The 22,776-nt window shown below is 48.5% G+C and carries 22 protein-coding genes and 1 pseudogene; 20 read left to right on the top strand and 3 right to left on the bottom strand.

Features of this window, described 5'->3' with window-relative positions; genetic code table 11:
- The first annotated feature begins 3 nt into the window (after positions 1-3).
- The 18 genes and pseudogenes from ACE41H_RS09820 to ACE41H_RS09735 all read left to right on the top strand — a co-directional run bounded on the left by ACE41H_RS09820 (position 4) and on the right by ACE41H_RS09735 (position 18,863).
- The gene (locus ACE41H_RS09820) at positions 4-969 is read left to right on the top strand and encodes an XkdQ/YqbQ family protein (RefSeq protein WP_375355040.1); all 966 of its coding nucleotides are present in this window, start codon (positions 4-6) and stop codon (positions 967-969) included.
- Entirely contained in the window at positions 970-1,227 is a 258-nt protein-coding gene (locus ACE41H_RS09815) for a DUF2577 domain-containing protein (protein WP_375355039.1), read from the top strand.
- On the top strand, positions 1,224-1,649 hold the full coding sequence (locus ACE41H_RS09810) for a DUF2634 domain-containing protein (protein WP_375355038.1): 426 nt from the start codon (positions 1,224-1,226) through the stop codon (positions 1,647-1,649). The genes ACE41H_RS09815 and ACE41H_RS09810 overlap by 4 nt, the downstream gene beginning before the upstream one ends.
- A complete protein-coding gene (locus ACE41H_RS09805) occupies positions 1,642-2,709 on the top strand; it encodes a baseplate J/gp47 family protein (RefSeq protein ID WP_375355037.1) in 1,068 nt (355 codons plus the stop codon). Before ACE41H_RS09810 ends, ACE41H_RS09805 begins: the two co-directional genes overlap by 8 nt.
- Positions 2,706-3,251 (top strand): putative phage tail protein, encoded by a 546-nt coding sequence (locus tag ACE41H_RS09800; protein WP_375355036.1) that lies wholly within the window; start codon positions 2,706-2,708, stop codon positions 3,249-3,251. The genes ACE41H_RS09805 and ACE41H_RS09800 overlap by 4 nt, the downstream gene beginning before the upstream one ends.
- Before the next feature lie 69 nt (positions 3,252-3,320).
- Positions 3,321-5,918 carry a hypothetical protein gene (locus ACE41H_RS09795; RefSeq protein WP_375355035.1) on the top strand — a complete coding sequence of 866 codons (2,598 nt, stop codon included), beginning with the start codon at positions 3,321-3,323 and terminating at the stop codon, positions 5,916-5,918.
- Between the two features lie 17 nt (positions 5,919-5,935).
- Positions 5,936-6,361 (top strand): hypothetical protein, encoded by a 426-nt coding sequence (locus ACE41H_RS09790; RefSeq protein ID WP_375355034.1) that lies wholly within the window; start codon positions 5,936-5,938, stop codon positions 6,359-6,361.
- A 15-nt stretch (positions 6,362-6,376) separates the two neighbouring features.
- Complete coding sequence (locus ACE41H_RS09785; protein ID WP_375355033.1) at positions 6,377-6,619, top strand: hypothetical protein; 243 nt, start codon at positions 6,377-6,379, stop codon at positions 6,617-6,619.
- 42 nt (positions 6,620-6,661) lie between these two features.
- Positions 6,662-7,063: pseudogene (locus ACE41H_RS09780) on the top strand (phage holin family protein); the annotation flags it as partial.
- 372 nt (positions 7,064-7,435) lie between these two features.
- Positions 7,436-8,341, top strand: coding sequence for a phage tail protein (locus tag ACE41H_RS25285; protein ID WP_445974742.1), 906 nt, complete (start codon positions 7,436-7,438; stop codon positions 8,339-8,341).
- A gap of 18 nt (positions 8,342-8,359) precedes the next feature.
- Positions 8,360-8,539: a hypothetical protein gene (locus tag ACE41H_RS09770; RefSeq protein WP_375355032.1), complete on the top strand. Its 180-nt coding sequence runs from the start codon at positions 8,360-8,362 to the stop codon at positions 8,537-8,539.
- A 307-nt stretch (positions 8,540-8,846) separates the two neighbouring features.
- Positions 8,847-9,728: a glycoside hydrolase family 25 protein gene (locus ACE41H_RS09765; protein ID WP_375355031.1), complete on the top strand. Its 882-nt coding sequence runs from the start codon at positions 8,847-8,849 to the stop codon at positions 9,726-9,728.
- Positions 9,729-10,281: 553 nt separating this feature from the next.
- Positions 10,282-11,925: an ABC transporter substrate-binding protein gene (locus ACE41H_RS09760; protein WP_375355030.1), complete on the top strand. Its 1,644-nt coding sequence runs from the start codon at positions 10,282-10,284 to the stop codon at positions 11,923-11,925.
- 142 nt (positions 11,926-12,067) lie between these two features.
- Complete coding sequence (locus tag ACE41H_RS09755) at positions 12,068-13,069, top strand: ABC transporter permease (RefSeq protein WP_375355029.1); 1,002 nt, start codon at positions 12,068-12,070, stop codon at positions 13,067-13,069.
- Positions 13,070-13,322: 253 nt separating this feature from the next.
- Complete coding sequence (gene nikC / locus ACE41H_RS09750) at positions 13,323-14,222, top strand: nickel transporter permease (RefSeq protein WP_375355028.1); 900 nt, start codon at positions 13,323-13,325, stop codon at positions 14,220-14,222.
- A gap of 96 nt (positions 14,223-14,318) precedes the next feature.
- Entirely contained in the window at positions 14,319-15,734 is a 1,416-nt protein-coding gene (locus ACE41H_RS09745; RefSeq protein WP_375355027.1) for a deoxyguanosinetriphosphate triphosphohydrolase family protein, read from the top strand.
- A 343-nt stretch (positions 15,735-16,077) separates the two neighbouring features.
- Positions 16,078-17,904, top strand: coding sequence for a methyl-accepting chemotaxis protein (locus ACE41H_RS09740; protein WP_375355026.1), 1,827 nt, complete (start codon positions 16,078-16,080; stop codon positions 17,902-17,904).
- A complete protein-coding gene (locus tag ACE41H_RS09735; RefSeq protein ID WP_375355025.1) occupies positions 17,901-18,863 on the top strand; it encodes a TRM11 family SAM-dependent methyltransferase in 963 nt (320 codons plus the stop codon). The genes ACE41H_RS09740 and ACE41H_RS09735 overlap by 4 nt, the downstream gene beginning before the upstream one ends.
- A gap of 73 nt (positions 18,864-18,936) precedes the next feature.
- On the opposite strand, the gene ACE41H_RS09730 is transcribed toward ACE41H_RS09735, so the two are convergent.
- A complete protein-coding gene (locus tag ACE41H_RS09730; protein ID WP_375355024.1) occupies positions 18,937-19,896 on the bottom strand; it encodes a D-2-hydroxyacid dehydrogenase in 960 nt (319 codons plus the stop codon).
- 138 nt (positions 19,897-20,034) lie between these two features.
- On the opposite strand from ACE41H_RS09730, the gene thpR reads away from it, so the two are divergent.
- Both thpR and ACE41H_RS09720 read left to right on the top strand, forming a co-directional pair.
- The gene (gene thpR / locus ACE41H_RS09725) at positions 20,035-20,628 is read left to right on the top strand and encodes an RNA 2',3'-cyclic phosphodiesterase (RefSeq protein ID WP_375355023.1); all 594 of its coding nucleotides are present in this window, start codon (positions 20,035-20,037) and stop codon (positions 20,626-20,628) included.
- A 101-nt stretch (positions 20,629-20,729) separates the two neighbouring features.
- Positions 20,730-21,551: a cell wall hydrolase gene (locus ACE41H_RS09720; RefSeq protein ID WP_375355022.1), complete on the top strand. Its 822-nt coding sequence runs from the start codon at positions 20,730-20,732 to the stop codon at positions 21,549-21,551.
- Here the strand turns inward: ACE41H_RS09720 and ACE41H_RS09715 are convergent.
- Positions 21,542-21,865 (bottom strand): hypothetical protein, encoded by a 324-nt coding sequence (locus ACE41H_RS09715; protein ID WP_375355021.1) that lies wholly within the window; start codon positions 21,863-21,865, stop codon positions 21,542-21,544. The two genes, ACE41H_RS09720 and ACE41H_RS09715, sit on opposite strands and share 10 nt — an antisense overlap.
- A 35-nt stretch (positions 21,866-21,900) precedes the next feature.
- Positions 21,901-22,734, bottom strand: coding sequence for an MGDG synthase family glycosyltransferase (locus ACE41H_RS09710; RefSeq protein WP_375355020.1), 834 nt, complete (start codon positions 22,732-22,734; stop codon positions 21,901-21,903).
- Positions 22,735-22,776: the final 42 nt, after the last annotated feature.

The following is a 22,776-nucleotide window of genomic DNA, read 5'->3' as shown; positions in this document are numbered from 1 at the left end:
CAAGTGAATATTGTTCTTGATAACCGCAATGGTCAAATCTGGGATATCTCTACCATGACTTCCGAGGTCTCCTGGAAAACTACCCGCACTGGTAATCCGTCTACAGCAGATATTACTCTGATCAATGATGCCTCACGACGGAACAAAGCATTCACCGTCAATAATGGTGATATCGTCCGTATAACTAAAGATAACCATAATTTATTTTATGGTTATGTTTTTACAGTAGATACGGGAGATGACAGGCAAATTAAAATTAAGGCCTATGACCAGATAAGGTATTTGATGGGCCAGGGAACCTATGTTTTTACAAAAGTCACTGCAGATGAAGTCATTCGCAAAATAGCTAATGACAATGGGCTTATCGTAGGAAACCTTGATAAAGGAGAATATGTGATTCCATCGATGGTGGAAGATAACAAGAAACTCCTTGATATGATCTTGAAAGCCATTGATTATTCCTTGGCTTACAAGACGCAATATCTTACCTTCTATGACAACTTTGGCAAACTGACACTTAAAACGATGAACTTTACACCTAAAGTTGTGCTTGGGCCGGGCAGGGATTTAACCGGTTATTCCATCAAAAAAAGCATTGATGATGAAACATATAATCGGATCAAGCTTTATAAAGACGATAAGGAAACAGGCCGCAGGCAAGTCTATATCGTACAGGACAGCGCCAACATCGCCAAATGGGGGCAATTACAGTTGTTTCAGAAAGCAGATGACAACTGGAATGAAGCGCAAATCAAGGAAGGAGCGGCTAAGCTGCTAACCTTGCATAACCGGGAAAAAACAACCTTTTCCATTGACTCGATCGGTGATCTGAATGTAAGAGCTGGAGATGCTGTTGCTATTATCTTGGAGGATTTCCCCGAGCAGAAGCTGTTTGGGGTCGAGGAATGTACGCACAAATTCGCAGGCGGGGAGCATACGATGTCTCTCACACTCAAGGTGGTGCAGTAAATGCTGGATATTATCAAAAAAGCAAGTCTGGGAGCCGTATCGAGCGCCAACCCTGTTCATGTTTTATTTGGAAGTGTGGTAGGGACCAATCCATTGGAAATCAATATAGACCAAAGATTTACTCTTCCTCGCGAGCTTCTGATCCTTCCAGAATCCGTTGTAAATCAGGAGTGGGAAAGCGGGGATAAGGTCCTGCTCTTACGTGTTCAGGGCGGAGAAAGATACGTTATTCTTGATCGGGTGGTGGATGAATCATGATTCCTCAGGGTGGACAGTTGACGGCAAATCCGAATGAGGAGGAGTTTGAAGTAAGCCTGCAGGAAGGACCAAGCTTAACCTATCGTCTTGATTGGAATACAAATAGAATTGCCGGGCGAATCGATGAGTTGGAAGCAGTGAAGCAGGCTGTATTAAAAATCTTATTAACCGAAAGATACGAGCATCTTATCTACAGCTTTGATTATGGTACAGAATGGACAAATATCCTCGGGAAAGACAGGTTGTGGGTGCAATCAGAACTGAATCGTGTGATAACCGAGGCTTTAATACAGGATGACCGTGTAGAAGATGTAGTTAATTTTCGGCTATTTTGGCAGGGTAATGACGCTATTGCCCGCTTTACCGTAGTTTCAAGCTTTGGCGACTTTTCAATGAGCAAGGAGGTATCTGCAAATGTATGAGTCACAGACGTTTGAACAAATATTGCAGCGGATGCTCGACCGTATACCGGACACGATCGACAAGAGGGAAGGGAGCATTATTTATGATGCGATGGCTCCTGCTGCTGTAGAATTGGCCCAGATGTATGTCGAATTGGATATAAACGCTAATTTGAGGTTTCCCGACTCGGCTTCAGGAGATTATTTGGATCGCAGTATCGCCTGGTCAGGAATTCAACGGAAACAGGCTACAAAGGCCCGATTATCAGGATTATTTTGGGATAAAGCCAATCAACCGCTTGATGTTCCGATTGGCGGCCGTTATTCACTAAGTGATCTCAATTATAAGGTCATTGAGAAAATCCAAAAAGGGAATTTTATCCTTGAGTGTGAAACGGCAGGAAGTATCGGCAATTCTTTTTTCGGCCAGCTTTTGCCTTTAGATTATATTACTGGCCTGGTTCGTGCAGAACTGACAGAATTGATTCTGCCGGGCGAAGAGATTGAAAACGATGAGTCTTTATATGAGAGGTATCAGGACAAAATTACCAAGCCGATCACAAGCGGTAATCGCTATCAATATGAGCTTTGGGCAAGAGAGGTTTCCGGTGTGGGCAAAGCCAGAGCTTTCCCGCTCTGGCAGGGACCAGGAACGGTAAGAGTCGCTTTGTTGGATAACAACATGAGAAGACCGGCGGATGCGGTGATTCAGGAAGTCCAGCAATACATTGATCCTTCTCAGGATGGTAAAGGTGAAGGAGTGGCTCCGATTGGTCCGGTTGTAACCGTAGAGGGGGCAAACGAAATTGCTATAAACATTTCCGTTGATGTGACTTTAGCGGAAGGGGCGAACGTAGAATCGGTGAAGGAGGCAATTGAAACGGGTGTCAGTGATTACCTGAAGAGCCTGGCATTCAATGATACATTGGTTCGCTATACCCGTATCGCTAACGTAGTTCTGGATATTCCGAGAGTTATCGATTATGTGAATTTAAAGGTCAGTGATCTTGAAGGAAAGAATATACAGATCAACGAGGATGAGGTAGCTGTTCTTGGCATAGTGACGGTGAACAAGGTATGAGTAAATCCCAGATTTTAAAAGGATATCTGCCATCTTACTATAATGATTTTGTGGAAATGGGCCGGCTAACCGATAGTGAGGGTGCCGAGTTGGAGTTGCTGGAAAAGCAAATCAGCGAGCTTTTGGATCAGTATTACCCGGAGTCGGCAACCTGGGGGCTGGAACGTTACGAAAAGGATTTACAAATCAATACGATTCCAGACAAGCCCTTTGAGCAGCGTCGTTCTGTCATCATCTCCAAGATGCGCGGCAGCGGCAAAGTTTCAGCCCAGTTAATTAAAGAGATGGCTGAAGCGTATGACGGTGGGCAGGTGGATGTAAGCGTCCAGCCTGCCGATTATACCTTTACCATTCATTTTATTGACACGATAGGTATTCCTCCCAATCTCAATGATCTGAAGGAAGCCTTGGAGGAGATTAAGCCTGCCCATTTGGCAATTGGATATACGTTTAGATATCTGCTTATTCGTGATATTCATGAAGTGATGACTTTGACTGAAATGGAACAAACCTTGTTGTCCAAGTTTGCAGGAGGGGCTTGAAATGGCCAGTAATACGAATGGAAAGATAGTACGTACTCAACAATTTTGATGTGAAAAGAGGTGAAAATCTTGAGCGAGAATACGCCACAACTGGATTTGTTAATGAAAGATCCGACGTTGGATGGTCACGAATATTTCAATGTGAAAACGATGATGAACGATAACTGGGAGAAGATCGATAAGTTTGCCGGTGAAGCTAAGACGAGCATCGCGGGTCTTGAGGATCGTTTGAATACAAAAGCTGAGGAAGAAGTTGTTTTGAATGGGGGAGTTCAGATTGTGGATGCCGTCAAGGCGGCGCCGTTCAACCTGACCGGCCTTAAAGGCCGGACGCTAGTTAACCTGATAGGTCGCGCTGGGAACTGTGAGGACCCAAGCAAGTTTTCATCATGGCAGGCAACATTGACAGCGGATACTACAAATAAGACACAGGGCAATCAAGCGATAAAGATAACAACTACAGCGTCTCCGGGAGGTTCCGGTGCTTCTGCTGGGTTTGCGGTGAAGGCGGGCAGCTATTATTTTATTGCCGCAGACGTAAAGCTGGGTTCAGGGATTTCAATAGGGGCTTACTTGAATGGGTTAACCTCTACAAAAGGGAACACAAATTCTACCGATACTGCGAAGTTTAAAACTGTATGGAAAGCTTACAGCGTCACAACTGCTGCTACAGTATATGCTGTAGGGGAGGTTGTGGGTGCTGCTGGAAGTGTTGGTTACATTGACGGAATCCGAGTCTATGAAATCAGCGACACTGAATACACAGCACTTTCAAATATGACCGCCGATCAAATCGCCTTGAAATATCCATATGTGGACAGCGTTACGCCTGTCCGTAATCCATATGCGATTCGGCACGGGGAAAATCTCTTTCCTCCATTTTATGAACATGTCGCGGCAACTACTGGGTCAACTTTGACAGTAATATCGCCATATGAGGCTGTTCTTACAACAACAGCCACTACACAACCGTGGAACTCATTTATAAATATAGTGGGAGGGCAGACATATACACTATCCTATACGTCTTCTGTGCCAGACATTGCTTATATTAATATTCAATGGCATGATGCTGCCGGTATCCCATTAGGATATACGCCCGCTAACCAAAATGGTCAAACAGTAATCGCACCTAATAACGCTGTTCGTGCAAAAACGCTTGTGACCGCGACAGCTGCAGGTACATTTATAATTTCAAATCCTATGCTTAACATTGGCAACAAAGCTCTTCCATTCGTACCGCGTGAGGATGCTATGTTGGCGCTGCAAACAGACCTGTACGCCGATCCATTGACTGGGACAAGTGCCGATTCCGTATTCGAGCAGAACGGTCAGTACTTCAAGGCAAAGAAATGGCACCAATTCAAAATTGACAACAATATTACGTTTGTAACTGCGGCTTCTACAACAGGAAGGAAACAAATAGTTATCAGGTTGCCAGCGGCGGGAGTAATAAATTCTGAGCTCGTAACTAAGTTCACGGGTTCCATTCTACAAACAGACCAAAATATGGCGGGGCCTGATAGATCGGGTATTGACTATGGTGATCGCACACTTTTGCATATATCCGTAGCAAACACTGACAGCGGGTGGGGCGATGCGTATGCACCATCAGCCGACGAGATTAAGGCGTATTTCTTGGGTTGGGTGATGTATGACGGATCATTAGCTGGTGGTGCAGCCAGTCCTAATAACCCAGCAGGCAATACGTATAATGGGACAGGTTCGAGGGCTTGGTGCTACCGGACAGATGGCGTGTCTCGCACATACGCAGGGCCTACAGCGACACTACCAACCACACAAGCCCCTGTGTGGACGCCTTATGAGCTTGTCTATCAGTTGGTTACACCTACAGTCGAGTCGATTGTTTCCGAAGGTCAACTAACATTAAACGAGGGCAGCAATCAGGTGGAAGTGGGTACGGGTATTGTGCTGCGGGAAGGTGCGAAGCCGCAGTTATATTCAAACTATGACATAAACACAGGTAAAACGGCAGCAAATGCTTTAAAACACGCCGTAAAGTCCTATTTAACGTTATATGCAAACGGTAGACGCCTGTACAGAGGATGGGCAACGTTTTCGGGTGATAATGGGCCTGCCATAGCTATTTACCCGCAATACTATGATCCTTCCGCAGCCTACAGCGTGACGTATCTAATGCAGGCAACGTTTCCGATCCAGCCGATGACCGGGATCTATGCCGGAAATGAAAAATCATTGCTAAACAACTTGGTGAATAGCGTTACACAGCAGGAAATCCGCTTGGCTGCCGTTGAAAATAAGAAAGCGGAGAAGGATAGCCCGGCTTTGATGAAGCTTACGCTATTAAATGGATTTACTGGTGTATCTGGATACTATGACTATGTGTCAGGGTTTTATATTAGCAGGGATTCTGAGGGATATGTGCACACAATGGGTCTTATAAACAACGGAGTGGCTGCTTCAGCCGGTAATCCCTCTTTAATAGCGCGACTCCCAGTAGGATATAGACCGAAAAATTCATTCACTTTCTCTGCTCCTTACTATTCTTCGACCGGCGGTGGCGAAATGACTACCAGAATCAAAGTTGCAAATAATGGAGATGTGTACAGTTTTTGTCCACATTCGTTAGTTGCACCATCTGACTGGATGTCTCTACACTTGCCGCCGTTTTTGGTAGAGCAATAAAAAGGAGGCTGCAATTTATGAAAGCTGTACCGAAAGTCGATATAAAAGGCCTCTACATTGAGGATGTAGTCGTGGACGATGCTTTCAGTGGTGTCGTCTCTTTTTATTCCGATGCTCTCTTATCGGATCTGGATCAAACTCAAACGATGCGGAGGATTGCCGGATACACTGTTGGTATCCCCGTCCCTGAGAGACTATATTATCCACGCTTTGATCTGGAAGCCTGGGATGCCTATCAGAAGCAGCTTGAAGAATCTAAATCTGCGTCCGAAACAGGACAACAGGAACTTTCCACCTTCTGGATCGAGGGCCTAACTCCCGAGGAGATTGCCAAGCTGACTGCCGCGCCACAGCAGGAGCCGAGTGAAACCGACCAACTTAAACAGCGGATCGCGGATCTGGAATTGGCATTGGCCCAACTAATGGCCGGAAAACAAAAGTAAAGGAGGCGAATGTGTTTGTCAGCATTAACTGAAGAACAACTGCGTATTTGCGCATGGGCGTGCATTACCCGTTTTGACAAAGGTGAGCAGAATCTGGGTGGAATCATCAGTAGCTATGCTCTGAACCAAAGGGATGCGGATGCTGTTCTCTCGGAGGTATATGCCAAGCGTCCCGAACTGCGATCTGCAGGAGAGGAGCCATATGCCCCCATCAAGGGCAAGTGGTACCATGCTGTTTTTCGCAAAAAGTCGGTATAACCCTATGCACAACAAACTTGCAGCAAGAAGGAGGGAGAAGCTATGAGTGAATATACAGCTTTTATGCCTGTGGCTCTGTCTACCGGAGGAGTAGTTGATTATCTTTTCGGCGGCTGGACGACGATGCTGACATTGCTGTGGTGGATGGTGATTATCGATTTTTTCACCGGCTGGACGGCGGCTTGGATCAATGGCGAGCTTAAGAGTCGGTCCGGATATTATGGCGTTTTTCGGAAGGTCACTGTATTTTTACTTATAACCATTGCTCATTTAATCGACGGTATCCTTGGAGACGAACACTATTTCCGGGATGCGGTCGTTTTCTTTTATCTGGCGAATGAGCTGCTGTCTATTATTGAAAATGTAGGCAGAATGGGCGTGCCGATGCCGGATATTTTGCGCAACGCAGTTGCCATATTCCAATCCAGGTCAGCTGTGAACAAAGGTGGCAAGAGTAAGATAGAACAGAACGAGATTGAGGAAATGCAAAATGTACAGCAGAATGTGAGCGGTGAGGCACAAAAATCTCAAGAAAGCGTGCTGCAGCAGAGTTCTGAGACTAGTCAGGATAACAGCAGGGATCTGCTGCAGACGATGTTTGTAGACCCGGAAGCTGCTCTGAAAGCAAAGGAGCGCATGACTGGTTCGGATGCTCAGGACAATCAAGAGACTGCTGCTCGCTCCAAAGGCCAGATCATGTAGTGATTGGGAAGACTATGATAGATGACGCTTTTCAATATGTCATAGATAAATCGTGTTCTAAATACAAAAGGGACTTCGTGGTCCTTTTATCCAAGCTTATAGGAGGTACTTCATATGGCAAGTGATACCGAACGTTTAAAATTGCTTAAAAAAGATCCCCTAACTGATGGTAATGAAACTTTCAATATCCAAACGATGCTGAATGACAATTGGGATAAGTTAGACGAGGCAGTAGGAATCTTGCAAGACGAAATCGCTAATATGGACCCGGATATTCCCGAAGGAAGCATTACGCAGAAAGGAATTGTGCAGCTAAGCAGTGCTACGAACAGCACGTCCGAGATTTTAGCGGCAACGCCCAAAGCGGTGAAGGCTGCGTATGACTTGGCGAATACTGCAAACACTGCAGCCTCAAACGCGCAGTCAACGGCAAATACAGCTAATTCAACGGCTACAACGGCTCAATCAACAGCAAACTCAGCTAAGACAACCGCTGATTCTTCCCTTCCTAAAGCTGGAGGTACAATAAGCGGATCGCTAGCAGTAAACAATCAATTAATGGTGAAATATAACGGGATTTCAAACATCACAATGCCTATCGGGGACAGTGATACAGGTTTACATTGGATTGGTGACGGAGGAATTGACTTCTATTCAAACAATCAGGTTCCCGTTGCATTGAAAAATCAGGACTTCCTTTTCAAAAATACTGCGGGCATATATGAGAGCCTTAAAACAGTTATTAACAATTTACAAACTAAAGTGGAGGTGGGGGCGGTGAAATCCATTCAAAGATATACAGCGACGATTCCCAAAGGTTCAAGTACAACACTGGTCACGATTTCGGCTGTTAACACGGCAAATACTATTTTGAATTTTCTTGGGACATACTCCGATGGATACGATGCAAGAGAAGGGGATATAGCAATACAATTGATTAGCTCAACAACGGTGAGTGCCACAAGAGGTTGGACGACTTCCAATACCACAGTATCGTTTGAAGTTGTTACCTATAATTAATAAAAAGGGGGGAGAAACGTGATTTTTTTTCAGGTGAATGACGATAACATTGTTGTGTCTATCGGTGAAAGTCCCAAGATCCCAAAAGGAAGTAATATATTCGAAACTGAAGAATATGATGTAAATCTGCTCGGAAAAAAGTACGACAGCGAAACCGGGAGTATTGAAGATAGTATAGATAAAGAAAGTGCACGTTGAAGGAACGTGTTTCTTTGTCTGCTTGAAAGGGGATTTCAATCCTAAACAGGTAGTGTTAATTTGGAGCATATTACTGTCAGGTCTACAACCAGTTTTTCAAAGCAAAATGCTCCTTCCAAAGAAACAAGGCCTTCATAAAAAAAGGAAAGGCCTAATTTTCAATCCTTTGCGTGAAGTCAGGATAACGGCCCGTACACGAAAAGAAGACAAGCATACAATATAGAGCAAGACAAAAATCATCCTTGCAAGAGATAGATAAGAGCTCCAATAATTCAGATTCTGCGGATGAACAAAGGGGGAGTGTCATATGCAGAATAGTCGCTCTACGAATGCCGAAGGTATTGATGTTTCACGATATCAGGGCAGCATTAACTGGCGGAAGGTGCGTGCGGATGGTAAGTCTTTTGCTTTCGTCAAAGCGAGCCAGGGGCAAAGCTATGTAGACCCGACATTTGAGGCCAACGTGCGGGGCGCGAAGGAGGCCGGGGTGCTGATTGGTGCGTATCATTTTTTGGACGCGGCAAGTGCCAGCGCTGCCCGGCTGGAAGCGCGCCATTTTGCGGAGGTGCTTGAACGGGTTGGCGGTGCGGCCGCATTGGAGCTTCCGCCGGTGATGGATTATGAAAATAATCCCGCCGGGCTCAGCAAATCAGCGATCAACAGTGTCGCCATGGCTTTTCTGACCGAGCTTGAAAATGTAACAGGCCGCCGGCCGATCATTTATTCAGGCAATTCATTTGCCTCCAATTTTGACGCTTCACTCAGCCCGTACAAGCTGTGGATTGCGCGATATAGTACCAAACCACCCTATGACACGCCTGCCTGGAAGCAGTGGGATATCTGGCAATATACGGATCATGGTCGTGTGGACGGGATTGCGGGCGCTGTGGATTTAAATGTATACAACGGCACGGAAGCAGAACTGCGTGAGGAATTTGCAAAAGGCGGAGGAGATGAAGAGCCAATGACGAATGAAGAAAAAGCAGCCTTCCAGGCACTGCAGCAGCAGGTAGCGGCACTGCAGGCATCGCACAGCATGCCGGTTCCCGAGTGGGCGAAGGAAGCCGTAGCGGCAGCGGTGGCCTATAACCCGCAGCAGCCGCTTCTGGATGTGAACGGCGCCACAAGCTATGATATGTACCGCCTGCTTGTGGTGATGCACCGCATGGGTCTGTTCAATAAAAAATAATAGACAATCAACAGCAGCAGTAGAGAGCACTGGCCTTATAGGGTCGGTGCTCTTTTTTGGTTCAAATCTGTGTTCTTTTTAGGTTCAAAGAAGAATTCTTGAGTATCGCGTGCTTGAATGCCCCGTATTCCTGCAATTTGTGATTTTATTGACCGTTATCTAATTAGCGGGTTCATAGAACGAATGATATTCCATCTTTTTACTTGTAATAATATTTTACATATAGAAAAATCAAATGCCGTAATATTGTAAAAAATGCTTGTTAAAAACGTCTTCCTGTTGTAAAGTAACCATAAATAACCTCTATGTACATACCACATGACGAGTGAATGTTATTAATTATAACATTAGATAACATCAAATGTTTTTTTCTTCTTTGCGAATTTTATCGATTTTTGCCAATGAAATTATTAAACTCTATTTTCTGTTTTAACACTAGTGTTATACTTTTTTTACCAGATATTTTATGTATTTAATTACCAAAAAGTGATTTTTTATTTACTCCGGTAACAACACATTTACAACATAAACACAAATCGAGAGGGGTTTCAGAATGAGTAAAAAAAGATGGTACAGCATGTTTGTTATGATGCTGGCAGCTGTGATTGCTTTGGCTGGCTGCGGAGGAGGATCTGGTGAAAGCGCTGATCCGGCTGCTGAACCACCAGCGGATCAAGGGGATGCGTCCCAAAATAATACGCTGATCTTCGGCCGCGGTGGCGACTCGGTGGCATTAGATCCGTCGATCACGACAGACGGCGAATCCTCGAAGGTCGCGAAGCAGATATTCGATACGCTGCTTGTTTATGAAGAAGGTTCAACAACGGTCAAGCCTTCACTGGCTGAAAGCTATGAAGTTTCCGCAGATGGCCTCGTCTATACTTTTAAATTAAAAGCTGGCGTGAAATTCCATGATGGTACAGACTTTAATGCCGATGCCGTTGTGTTCAACTTCAATCGTTGGTCTGATCCGAACAGCCCATACAAGTTTGAAGGGGACTCCTTTGATTATTACGATTCCATGTTCGGTTCTCCCGACAACAGAGTCATCAAGGAAGTTAAGGCAGTTGACGATCTGACTGTTCAATTTACACTGAATGCGCCGCAAGCGCCGTTCCTGCAAAATATCGCCATGACTTCCTTCAGTATTGGCAGTCCTAAGGCCATCGAAGAGAAGAAAGAGAACTTCAAGAGTGAGCCGGTAGGTACTGGACCATTCAAATTCGTTGAATGGAAGCGCAATGACTCCATCACGCTGGAGAAGAACCCCGACTACTGGCAAGAGGGATTGCCTAAGCTGGATAAAGTCATCATCCGCTCCATCCCTGATAATACTGCCCGCTTTAACGCGCTGCAGAACAAGGAAATCGATATTATGGAAGACCTGAACGCAGACGATCTGGCCGTGCTGGAAAGCAATCCTGAACTGCAAAAGATCGAGCGTCCTTCCTTCAATGTGGCGTACATCGGCTTCAACGTGAAGAAAAAGCCGTTTGATAACCCGCTCGTTAGACAAGCGCTGAATCATGCGGTGAACAAACAGGCGCTCGTAGATGCCTTCTTCGGAGGCAGCGCAATTCCGGCGAAGAACCCGATGCCGCCAACGCTGTGGGGTTACAACGACGGCATCCAGGATTATGAATACGATCTGGAGAAAGCCAAATCCTTGCTAGCCGAAGCCGGTTATCCGAACGGCCTGCCTGAAGAAGTGACATTCTATGCGATGCCTGTCTCCCGTCCTTATATGCCTGACGGCAAGAAGGTCGCTGAGGCCATTCAGGCGGATTTTGAAAAAATCGGTGTTAAGGTCAACATCCAGTCTCCTGAATGGGCAACTTACCTTGATGACCTCAAGGCTGGTGAGAAAGATGATATGTATATGCTTGGCTGGACCGGTGATAACGGAGACCCTGACAACTTCATTTATACGCTGCTCGACAAAGATACCATTCCGGGCAACAACCGCAGCTTCTATGTAAATGAAGAGTTGCACAAGGTGCTTGTTGGAGCACAGCAAGAAACAGATCAGGATAAACGTGCGGCACTCTATGAGCAGGCGCAGGAGATCATCAAGAAGGATGCTCCTTGGATTCCGCTGGTGCACACCACTCCTCTGCTGGCAGCCAGAGCGGACCTGAAGGGCTATACTCCTTCGCCAACAGGTACTGAGCCTTACGCAAGCATTTATTTTGAATAAGGTTGAGTGTATGGATTCATTTGCAGTATGAAAAATATCAAATATGAGTGAACATCCGGCGGTGTGTTCCGCGGTCGAAAGCTGGCCGTACGGGGCAGCCGCCGCCATGTTCATACCCACAGCAAGCGGGCGGTGAATCGATTTGAGCGCTTACATTATTAAAAGAATAGCTGTACTTATTCCTGTATTGCTTGGCATGACGTTAATCGTATTTTCCATCATTCATGCCATTCCCGGTGATCCTGCGGACACGATTCTGGGGGATAAAGCGACAGAGCAGTCCAAGCAGGCACTGCGGGAGCAGCTCGGGCTGGATAAGCCGTGGCTGCAGCAGTATGGAGCCTATTTAGGGGAGCTGTTACGCGGAGATTTGGGAGATTCCATTCGGACCCGTGAGCCGATTGCCCGGGAAATGCTGCCTTATCTGGCGGCTACTCTGGAGTTGACGTTGGCCAGCATGCTGTTTGCGCTGATCGTCGGTGTTAATGCAGGCATCATCAGTGCCTGGAAGCAAAATTCCTGGTTTGATTATGCCAGTATGGTGATCGCGCTGGTCGGTGTTTCAATGCCGATCTTCTGGCTTGGTCTTATGGAGCAGTGGATTTTCGCGAACAAGCTGCACTGGCTTCCTTCGATCGGACGCATGAATTCGCGTGACCCTGTCGAAGCGGTAACACATTTGGCTGTGGTGGACGCCATCATTGCCGGACGCTGGAACCAGATCTGGACTGTCGTCAAGCATTTGATTTTGCCAAGCATCGCCCTGGGAACGATCCCGATGGCCGTCATTGCAAGAATGACACGCTCCAGCATGCTTGAAGTGATGAATTCCGAGTATATCCGGACAGCCCGCGCCAAGGGGCTTGCCCCATTCCGGGTAGTTTATAAGCATGCGCTCAAAAATGCTGCTATCCCGGTGCTCACCGTCATCGGCCTGCAGACAGGCTCCTTGCTCGGCGGTGCGGTGCTGACAGAGACGATCTTCGCATGGCCGGGTGTGGGCCGCTATATTTATGATGCGATCAGCTCCCGGGATTATCCTGTCATTCAGAGCGGTATTCTGATCATTGCATTCTTGTTCGTCGTCATCAACCTTATTGTCGACCTGTTGTATGCCGTGATCGACCGCCGTATACGTTATTAGAGGTTGTTCAAAAAGTCATCTTTTGATCACGAAGTAAGTCAGGGAGTGGATTCGACATCGAATCTTGAATTCAGCCGGTCCTTCCGGTGCTCACGTACCCTAAGTACGCTCCGCTCCTCAGTCCCTGGCTTCATCCAACCTTCTCGGTGCTGAAAACCTGACTTTTTGAACACGCACTATTAGTCCATCCGGCATTAACTCACTCTGAAAATGGCCGCCACTCTGGTGAGGCAATGACAGGCAGGAGGAAATTATGAGTCAAATTTCAATGAATACACACAAGGCAAGCATTCCGGCTGCGGAACGGGCATCAGGGCCGTGGCGGGACGCCTGGAAGGCCTTCCGGCGGAACAAGACCGCCGTGGTCGGCCTGTCTATCATTATTATTTTCATTTTGATTGCGATCTTGGCGCCGTTGCTTTCCACTTATGACTACAAGGAGCAGGTGCTGACGGATCGCCTGCAGGCCCCGTCTGCCGAGCACTGGTTCGGTACGGATGATCTGGGGCGGGATATTTTTACACGGACATTATATGGAGCACGCATTTCACTCTGGGTTGGCTTTTTATCTGTCATAGGGTCTATCATTTTGGGCACGGCGCTTGGCATTCTAGCCGGGTTTTACGGAAAATGGTGGGATATGCTCATCTCCCGTTTGTTCGACATTCTGCTGGCCTTTCCCAGTATCCTGCTGGCCATCGCCATCGTCGCCATTTTAGGTCCCTCGCTTGAGAATGCTCTGTATGCGATTGCGATTGTCAACGTGCCGACCTACGGTCGCCTCGTGCGCTCCAAGGTGCTCAGTCTGAAGACAGAGGAGTATATTACGGCGGCGCGGGCGATCGGAGTTAAGAACTCACGGATTCTGATCAGGCACATTTTGCCCAACAGCCTGACGCCCATCATTGTACAGGGAACGCTCGGAATCGGTACGGCCATCATTGAGGCGGCCGCGCTGGGCTTTCTGGGTATGGGGGCGCAGCCGCCGGAACCGGAATGGGGCAAAATGCTGTCTGATTCCAGGCAGTTTATCCAGACAGCACCGTGGACCGTCTTTTTTCCGGGTCTGTCCATCATGCTGACGGTATTGGGCTTCAACCTGCTTGGGGACGGATTAAGGGATGTACTGGATCCGCGCATGAAACCGAAATGAGCCGGCAATTCGCCTTCAGCTACGAATGGACGAGCGACTTTTCCGGCTGGCCAAAAATGTGTATAATCACTCCAACGATGTAGGGAGTGAAGTTGCATGACATGGACGACAAAAAGAGAACACCGCCAGCATCCGGAGCAGATTCGTTCCGATGCCTCCCGGGCAGCTTACGAAAGAGATTACTCACGTTTGATCCATTCGCCGACCTTCCGCAGGCTGCAGGGGAAATCCCAGGTCTTCGGTGCCGGCACAGGGGACTATTACCGGACCCGCCTCACCCATTCGCTTGAGGTGGCGCAGATTGCCCGCGAAGCGGCACGCAGTCTGATCCGGGCATATCCGGATGCGGCTTTCGAACAGGCGGATAATCCCGGGCTAGTCATTGATTCAGAGGTTGTGGAGTGTGCAGCCATCGCTCATGATTTCGGGCATCCTCCTTTCGGCCACAAAGGCGAGGAGGTGCTGGATGGCATCCTTGAGCAGCTGGTCAAGCAACGGGCAAGAGAGGCCGCCGACGCACTTGGGCTTCCCCCCTTGTCGGAGCCAGCTCTGGAGATTCATAAGGCAACACGCCTCAAATATGAGCATTTTGAAGGCAATGCTCACAATTTCCGGCTAATCATGTTTCTGGAAAAACGGGAGGATATTGACGGTCTGAACCTTTCGGATGCGGTGCTGCTGGGCATTAATAAATATCCTTATCCTGGAACGGTGAACAAGAAGGGCATGTATTTGCATGAATGGCAATATATCGAAGCGATCCGCAGGGATTGGGGGATTCCGGCCGGCAAAAAAACGCTGGAGGCGCAGCTGATGGATCTGTGTGACGATATTGCTTATTCTGCGCATGATCTTGAGGATGGCATCAAAGCGGGCAAAATTGAGCTGCATGAGCACTTTTTGCATGATCCTTTATTGAATAAGCTTATAACTGAAAAAATTACAACCCTGGAAGATCCGTTCTGGCAGGGCTGGACCTCCGGGCAGATTGCAAGCAAGGTTGAAGGGGTGCTCAAGGAATTTCTCAAGGTATGGAATGCGAAGATGCCGTTCTGCGAGAACGATTATTCCCGCACCAGGCGCGAGGTCAAGGCGTATTGGGTCAGCCTTTTTGTGAACAGCTTGGGCATTATTGATGACGGGGACTGGAGGAAGGTCACCTTTGTCAATGAAGGCGCCGAGGATGAGGAGATGCTCAGGACGGTGAGCGTGCTCAAAAGCTTTGCCTGGGTGACGATGATCCGCGATCTGAGGGTGCAGCGGCTGCAAAAGCGCAGCGAATGGATGCTGAAACGGTTATGGCAGGCTTTTGTAGATCCGGAGACTTCGAAATCGATCATTCCGAGCGATTGGCTGCTTCGTTTTGAACGTGATCAGGCTAAGCCGAAGCCCATGTGGACATGGGAGCATATGATCATCGATTATATTGCCGGCATGACGGATGCGTTTGCGGAGAAAGTTTACAATGAATTATACGGATTGAAGGTCGGGTCCATTTACGATCTGGATTAAGGGTCCGGATTGAAGCGGGTTAATCGGTACATTATATTGAAGAGAAAGCAGCAGTCCTGACTGAGGGGCTGCTTTTTTTCGTGTGAACCGCTGGAGCCGATGATTTTTTGCTTGTGGCAGAAATAGCGGATTGTGAGGATTGATTGAAATTTTCGTGAAAGAAAGTAAATTTTCATGTATAATCGTTAAATTTTCGTAAAAATAACGAAAATTCATCTTTTTTAAGACTAAAGAACTAAAAATAGACTCCCTGACTTCCGAAAAAACAGATATACACGTAATTGTGAAGCCGATCCGTTCTATGGGACAGAAGAGGGTAGGATGAAGGGAGATGTCTGAAAAGATGAAAAATCGTAAACTTTTGGGCAAATGGGGAGAGCTTAAAAAGAAGCAGGAAGGGAAAAGCCGACTGGGTCCCGAACCGGGCCAATGGCTGCGGTTTGAAACATGGTTTGGGGTCAACAAGAGTGTTGGTAAATTTACAGCTCTTATTTTTGCCGGCCTGATTGTCTATCTGCTGATCTTTGGTGTCGTGTCCCTGCAGCAAATGAATAAAATGCAGCAAAATTCGTCTAACATTATAACCAATGTCATGCCCGTACTGGAGGATATCAACAGCATACGATATGCTACCGAGCATGTATTAACATTGAGCTTTCGCCATTTCTCCACAGGCGACCCTGGTGAAAAGGGCCTGCTTGAAGAAGAGCGCAATGAAATGGTGCGGATGGCGGCACAGACCTTCAAGAGGCTGGAAGCGCGGTTGCTGACGCCCGGAGAGGCCGAGCATTTGCAGGCGCTTCATGAAAAATGGGATAATTACCTGAAGCTGAACATGCAAGCGATCAACCTAAGCAATGATGAGCAGAGCGAGCTGGCGGCGGAGGTTGCATCCAAAGGCACGAACGCTTTTACCGCCATGGAGGGAGATCTCGATTTTCTCGTTTCATTTAATCAGGAGAAGGCTGCGGCGGCAGAAAACGAGACGCGCAGCAGCTTTGTCTGGGCGCAGGTGATCACCGGAATTTGTCTTGTTTTGGCTGTTGTCCTGGCTTTTACGGCGAACCGGCAAATTACAAGACGTGTGATTGCCCCGTTACGGACATTCACTTCCAATGTTAAAGTCATCGCCAAAGGAGATCTGACCGGCGACAATATAATTGCCGTCCATAAGGACGAAATCGGAGAGCTTGCCGATTCAGTGAATCTGATGAAGCGCAACTTTACGGCCATGGTGCAAAGCATCCATGATATTTCAGGGGCGATGAATCAACGCACCGCCGAGCTGGCAGCTTCCGCTGTTGAAGTCAAGGCGGGCAGTGAGCAAATTGCTATTACGGCGGCGGAGCTGGCCAAGGGGGCTGAGGACCAGGCTCTGACGGCGGCTGATTCCGCGGCTTCAGTAGAGCATTTGAATGAGCGGATTGCGCAGCATGCGCGGCATGGGGAGGAACTGCAGCGCAATTCGGAGCTTGTGCTTCACAAAGGCGGTATCGGCGAATCTGCGATGGATCAGTCCATCAGCCAAATGTCGGTGATCTCCCGCCTGGTGTCCGATTCTATGGACAAGGTTATGGAGCTTGACCGCAAAAACCGGGACATTGATCGTTTAGTACAGACTATCCGCGAGATCGCTCAGCAGACCCATTTGCTGTCGCTTAATGCCGCGATTGAAGCGGCAAGGGCCGGGGAAAGCGGGCGCGGCTTTGCGGTCGTAGCCAGAGAGGTAAGCAGCCTGTCTGATGCGGTCCGGCAAGCGGTGTCTCAAATCACGGGCATTACTACAGATATACAGAACGATTCGCGTGCAGTTGTAGAATTGCTGCAGGCTGGAGTGCTGCAGACAAAGGAGGGCGACAAGCAGATGAGCATTACCGGCCAAGCATTTACGGATATTAATCAATCGGTGGCTTCCATGGTAGAAGTCATCGCGGAGGTCTCGTCCAATCTGCAGAGCATGCAGGAGGCAAGCGAGCAGATGAACGAGCAGAGTCAAAATATTTCCGCCGTTTCCCAGCAGGCTGCCGCTGGGGCTGAACAGACATCAGCGTCCGTACAGCAGCAGGTGTCCAATATTGAAACAGTTACGGAGGGCATCCACTCATTGAAGGAGCTGTCTGATATTTTGCTGGAGTCGGTATCCCAATTCGAGATTCGGAAGACATCATGAACAGCGGAAGCATCAAGGAATTTCGGCACATATACGTGTATGCATGCCATGAGACCGAAAGAGAGCTGTGTGAGCTGGAAATGCTGCGGTTATTCGATACCCGGCCCGTTACATCCACACTTGTTGCGGCCAGCCGTCTGATGGATCCGGACGTTAGTCCGTTTATCCGCCTTAGGCTGGATGTGCTTGGGGCGGCGACAGAACTGGACGAACTGGCAGCGTTCGCTTCGGAATTGATCGTAGATGAAGGAACCACCTTTAAAGCAGCGTTTATCAAAGAAGGGGACGGCGCGGAGGATTATACAAGACAGAGAGAGATCGAACGGGAAATCGGTTGGCGCATCCGGGGACGAGCTAAAATGAAAGAACCCGACCTGGTCTTCGGCATCATCCGCTTGCAAGGGCAATGGCTGCTGGGCCGATGTGTGTACAGCGGTCGTTCCTGGCTGCAGCGCAGGCATAAGCCGCAAAATTATTCCACAGGTCTTCCCGTGCTGGCGGCTAAGGCGCTTGTGAATCTGGCTGCTCCTTATCCTGAGGGCAGGAAGCTGATCGACCCCTGTTGCGGCATGGGCAATGTGGTGATCGAAGGGCAGATGAACGGAATCCACATTCACGGCAATGACATGAATCCGCTGGCTGTCCAGGGAGCACGGGTGAATCTGCGCCACTATGGCTTGTCGGAAGAACTGGTCACGCTTGGCGATATGAATCTGCTGGAAGAGCGCTACGATGCCGCCATCCTGGATATGCCCTATAATCTTTGTTCGGTTTTGTCACAGCCGGAGCGGGACCGGATGCTGACGAGCCTTAGAAGGCTTGCTGACGCAGCTGTCGTCGTAAGCATTGAACCGATCCGTGATGCGCTGCTGGCCACAGGCTGGCAGATTGAAGCGGAATGCAGGTTATATAAAGGCGAGCGCGGCGGTATGGTAAGAGAGATCTACATTTGCAAATAGAATAGAAAACTTCATATGAAGAGGGAGCCACCCCGTAAAAGCAGGGTTTTCTGCAGCGGGGCGGCTCTTTTTTTTAATATCTTACCTTATAATCTACCCAATTGCGGGGAAGCTCGCGTCCGGCTGTGTAAGCCTTCAGATTTTCCAGGAAAATATCAAAAACGCGCTCATCATAACGTTCCGTATCTCCTGCAATATGCGGAGTAATCAGCACGTTGTCCATTGTCCATAGGGGATGACCGGCAGGGAGAGGTTCTTCTTCAAAGACATCAAGGCCTGCGAAACGGATCTGTCCATTCTGCAAAGCCTGTATCAAGGCGCCGGTTTTGACCGTTGGGCCTCGTCCGACGTTCACAAAAAACATGCCTGGCTTGAAAGCGGCGAACACCTTTTCATCAAAAATATGCAGTGTCTCGTCCGTCAGCGGCAGAATGTTCACGACAATATCTGCACCCGCCACGGCTTCCTGAAGCCCGTCGATTGTATACATCTGATCGACATGGGGGACGTCCCTGCCGGAGCGGCGCACTCCCGTGACCTTGAGGCCGAAGGCTTTGGCAATGCGGGCGGTTTCGGAACCGATTTCGCCGACACCGGCAATCAGCATCGTTTTTCCGTGCAGTTCCCCAAGCGTGTTGAGTTCAGTTTTTTTCCAGACCTGTTGAAGCTGCTGCTTCCCGGCGGTATGCATATAGCGAGTGTGGGAGAGCAGAAATCCGAAGATCATTTCCGTAATCGGGATGGCGTGAACACCGCTGGCATTCGTTAACATAATATTTTTTTCTTCCAGCTGTTCCAGCGGCAGCATATCTACGCCTGCTGATCTGGTCTGAACCCAGCGCAGGGGACTTTCCGGATCAAGCGCGGATTCTTCATAGCCTTTGGGCCAGCCCAGCAAAATTTCAGCATGCCGGATGACTTGGGGGTCGATTTCTTTGCCCGTTTCCTGGATAATCTCATAACCTGGAGCCGTTTCCCGGATCAGGGATTCCTGTTCGGGCGACAGGACTTGCAGACTAACCATTTTGCCCATTAATCATTACCTCCCAAGAGCATTATTTTATGTTATTTAAACTCATCTATATCAGGATACCAGATTCACAAGTGTGGATCACCAAGCTTTGTGGAATGATGAATCATATTGATTTTTGATTAAAGGAGAATGCACAATATGTCCAAATCAGGAAAAGAAAGCACTGGAAGCGAGCGGCTGTTTACAGCCATCCGGCTCCCCCATCATCTTCAGGAGCAGGTAAAAGTTTGGCGGGATGACATAAAGCGGCAGCTGTTTTTCCGTACATGGACCGATCCGCGCGATTATCATATTACTCTTCAATTTATGGGTGATGTGGATACAAACACCATACCGTCCGTGATCGAGGTGCTGAAGGAGGCGGCAGCAAAAAGCGGGTCTTTTCAGCTTCGTCTGGGCGGGGCAGGAACCTTTGGGAGACCGGCTTCTCCGAAGGTGCTGTGGAGAGGAGTGGAGGGGGAGCGGGGAAAACTCGGATTGCTGCAGAAAACCGTAGCAGATCACATGCTGCCGCTTGGTTTCAGGCCGGAAGAGAGGCCGTACAGCCCGCATATTACCATTGCGAGATCCTACATCGGCTCCGAACCCGTACAGCCCCTCCCGAACATTGAAAATGCTGGGAGCGACGCATCGTGGATCGCCACGGATTTTGTGCTTTTTGCAACAAAATTTGGCCGAAAACCGATGTATGAGGTTCTGCAAACATTCCCGTTTCCATATTCCTACCCTTGAAATTGATGTCAACTTAGTGATACTATTGTGCAGCATTATTCAAAAGGTGGATTTAGGTTACATCACTGAAAAAAATGTGCCTGAATCACGGGAGGAACAAGATGGAAATCATAAAAGAGCATCGCTGGATCGCACCTCTGATGAGTGTGCTTATGGTATGTATATTGGGGATCAGTTTGATGGTGGAAAGCCAGAATACAAAAACGGGAAACACTGCAAATACATCCGGTTCACAGCAGTGGACGGCTGCTGCCGGTACGGAGCAGGGACAAAACAGGATTAGGCCCAAGCATATTGTGGACCACGGCTCGTCCATGAATGATATGCACAGCTTGAAAGGTGTCATGCCCACTCTTCTGCTGCAAGCGCAGGCGGAAAAGGCGGTACTGGACGCAAAAGGAGTACAAGCTGAGAAGAACGCCAGCTCTTCTGCAAAACAAGCGGCGGCTACAGCCGTCAGCAAAGCTAAAATCCAATCCCCTCCTAAAAAACTCTTCTTTACGCGGACAGCAATGTTGACCCAGGCGGACCAGGCCAAGGCAACATGGAGTTACAGCATCACCGCGCGAGAAGTGCTTCTGCTGCAAAAGATCGTCATGGCGGAAGCAGAAGGTGAACCGTACGAAGGCAAAGTGGCAGTTGCCAACGTTGTCTTAAACCGGCTGCGGTCAGCCAATTTCCCTGATACCATACGAGAAGTCATCTATCAAAAAGCCCAATTCAGCCCGGTAGCCAACGGGCGTCTTAACCGTGTCCGTCCGAACGCTGAAGCTGTGAAAGCAGTCAACGAAGCGCTTGAAGGGCACAAAGCCGTTCCGGATCATACTTATTATTTTCTGTCCCTGACTTTAGCGGATGATCTTACGGTTCATCACTCACGCACCAAAGTCAAAACGATAGGCAATCATACGTTTTATAAGTGAGCAGACCATTGCTTCGTATCGGACCAAAAAAGTCCGTGCCTGTCCTGAACAGCGGCTGATTCTGCCGTCAAACGGAAGACGGTTGCCGGACAGCATAACGGATCGTATCTGAAGCCCATGGCGGGCGACTGCATAATGTAATGAGCATTGCTATTATTTTCATGAATATTCTGTATTGCATGACGCAGACTTAGCATCAGTTGGACAGGACCGGTCACCGTTTTGGCGAAGCCATTTTTTTCAAAATACCCGCAATTCTCTTCTTCCTGACCGGGAAGCAAGGACGCGAACAGCATCGGGAGCCCTTTGGCCATTGCCTCCGTGCAGGTCATGCCGCCCGGTTTCGTAATCAGCAGTCGGATGCATCCATCAGCGTGCTGATTTCACGGGTAAAGCCAAGCACGTGAATATGCGGATGCCGGAATGCCGGGGCTGCTGCAAGCTTGGCAAGCAGCTTGTCATTGCTGCCTGTGCATACAATGACCTGAAGCTGATTCGCCATGCGGACAAGCACGTTCATCATGCTCTCTTCAAGCGGAATGCCCCAGCCTCCGCCCATGACAAGAGCTGTAGGCATGTCGCGGAAGCCAAACCGCGCCCGGGCTGCAGACTTGTCGCCGCAATCCCAGAAATCGGGATGCACGGGAATGCCAGTGACGGATATACGGCTGCTCTCCACACCTCTGGCCCGGAGCTTTTTCCCGGCTTCAGGTGAAGGAACCAGGTACTGATTCACCTCCTGGCTGACCCAGGCTCCGTGGACATCATAGTCCGTAATAAGGGTGTAGAGAGGGATGTCCAGGCCGAGCTTTTTCAGCCGGGCCACAACTGCGCTGGGGAACGGGTGGGTGCAGACAATCGCATCCGGCTCCCAGCCGCCGATCACTCTTAGAGCTCGGGTGTAAAAAAGCTTATGCAAAACGATGCGGGCCAGCTCGTTCAGTTGCTTGTGATACTGTCTGCGGTACAGCATGCCGATCATCTTCGGCTGTTTGTATACCGTTTTGCGGTAGGCGGAGAAGATGACCGGAGCTATTTTAGGATTCAGCATCGTACCGAGCTCCATCACCTGCGTGCAGACACCCGGATATAATCGGTGCAGGCCGTCGGCGAGAGCAGCGCCGGCACGGGTATGGCCCGTGCCGAAGCCCTCGGACAAGATCAGGAATCTTTTGGATAACATGAAAGCACCTACTTTATTGGATCATTTGAAGGCTAATAAAAC

The organism is Paenibacillus enshidis (genome assembly GCF_042136365.1).
GTDB lineage: Bacteria > Bacillota > Bacilli > Paenibacillales > Paenibacillaceae > Paenibacillus > Paenibacillus enshidis.
Note: the sequence above shows the minus strand (reverse complement) of the source record. Positions and strands in the feature narration are given on the sequence as shown.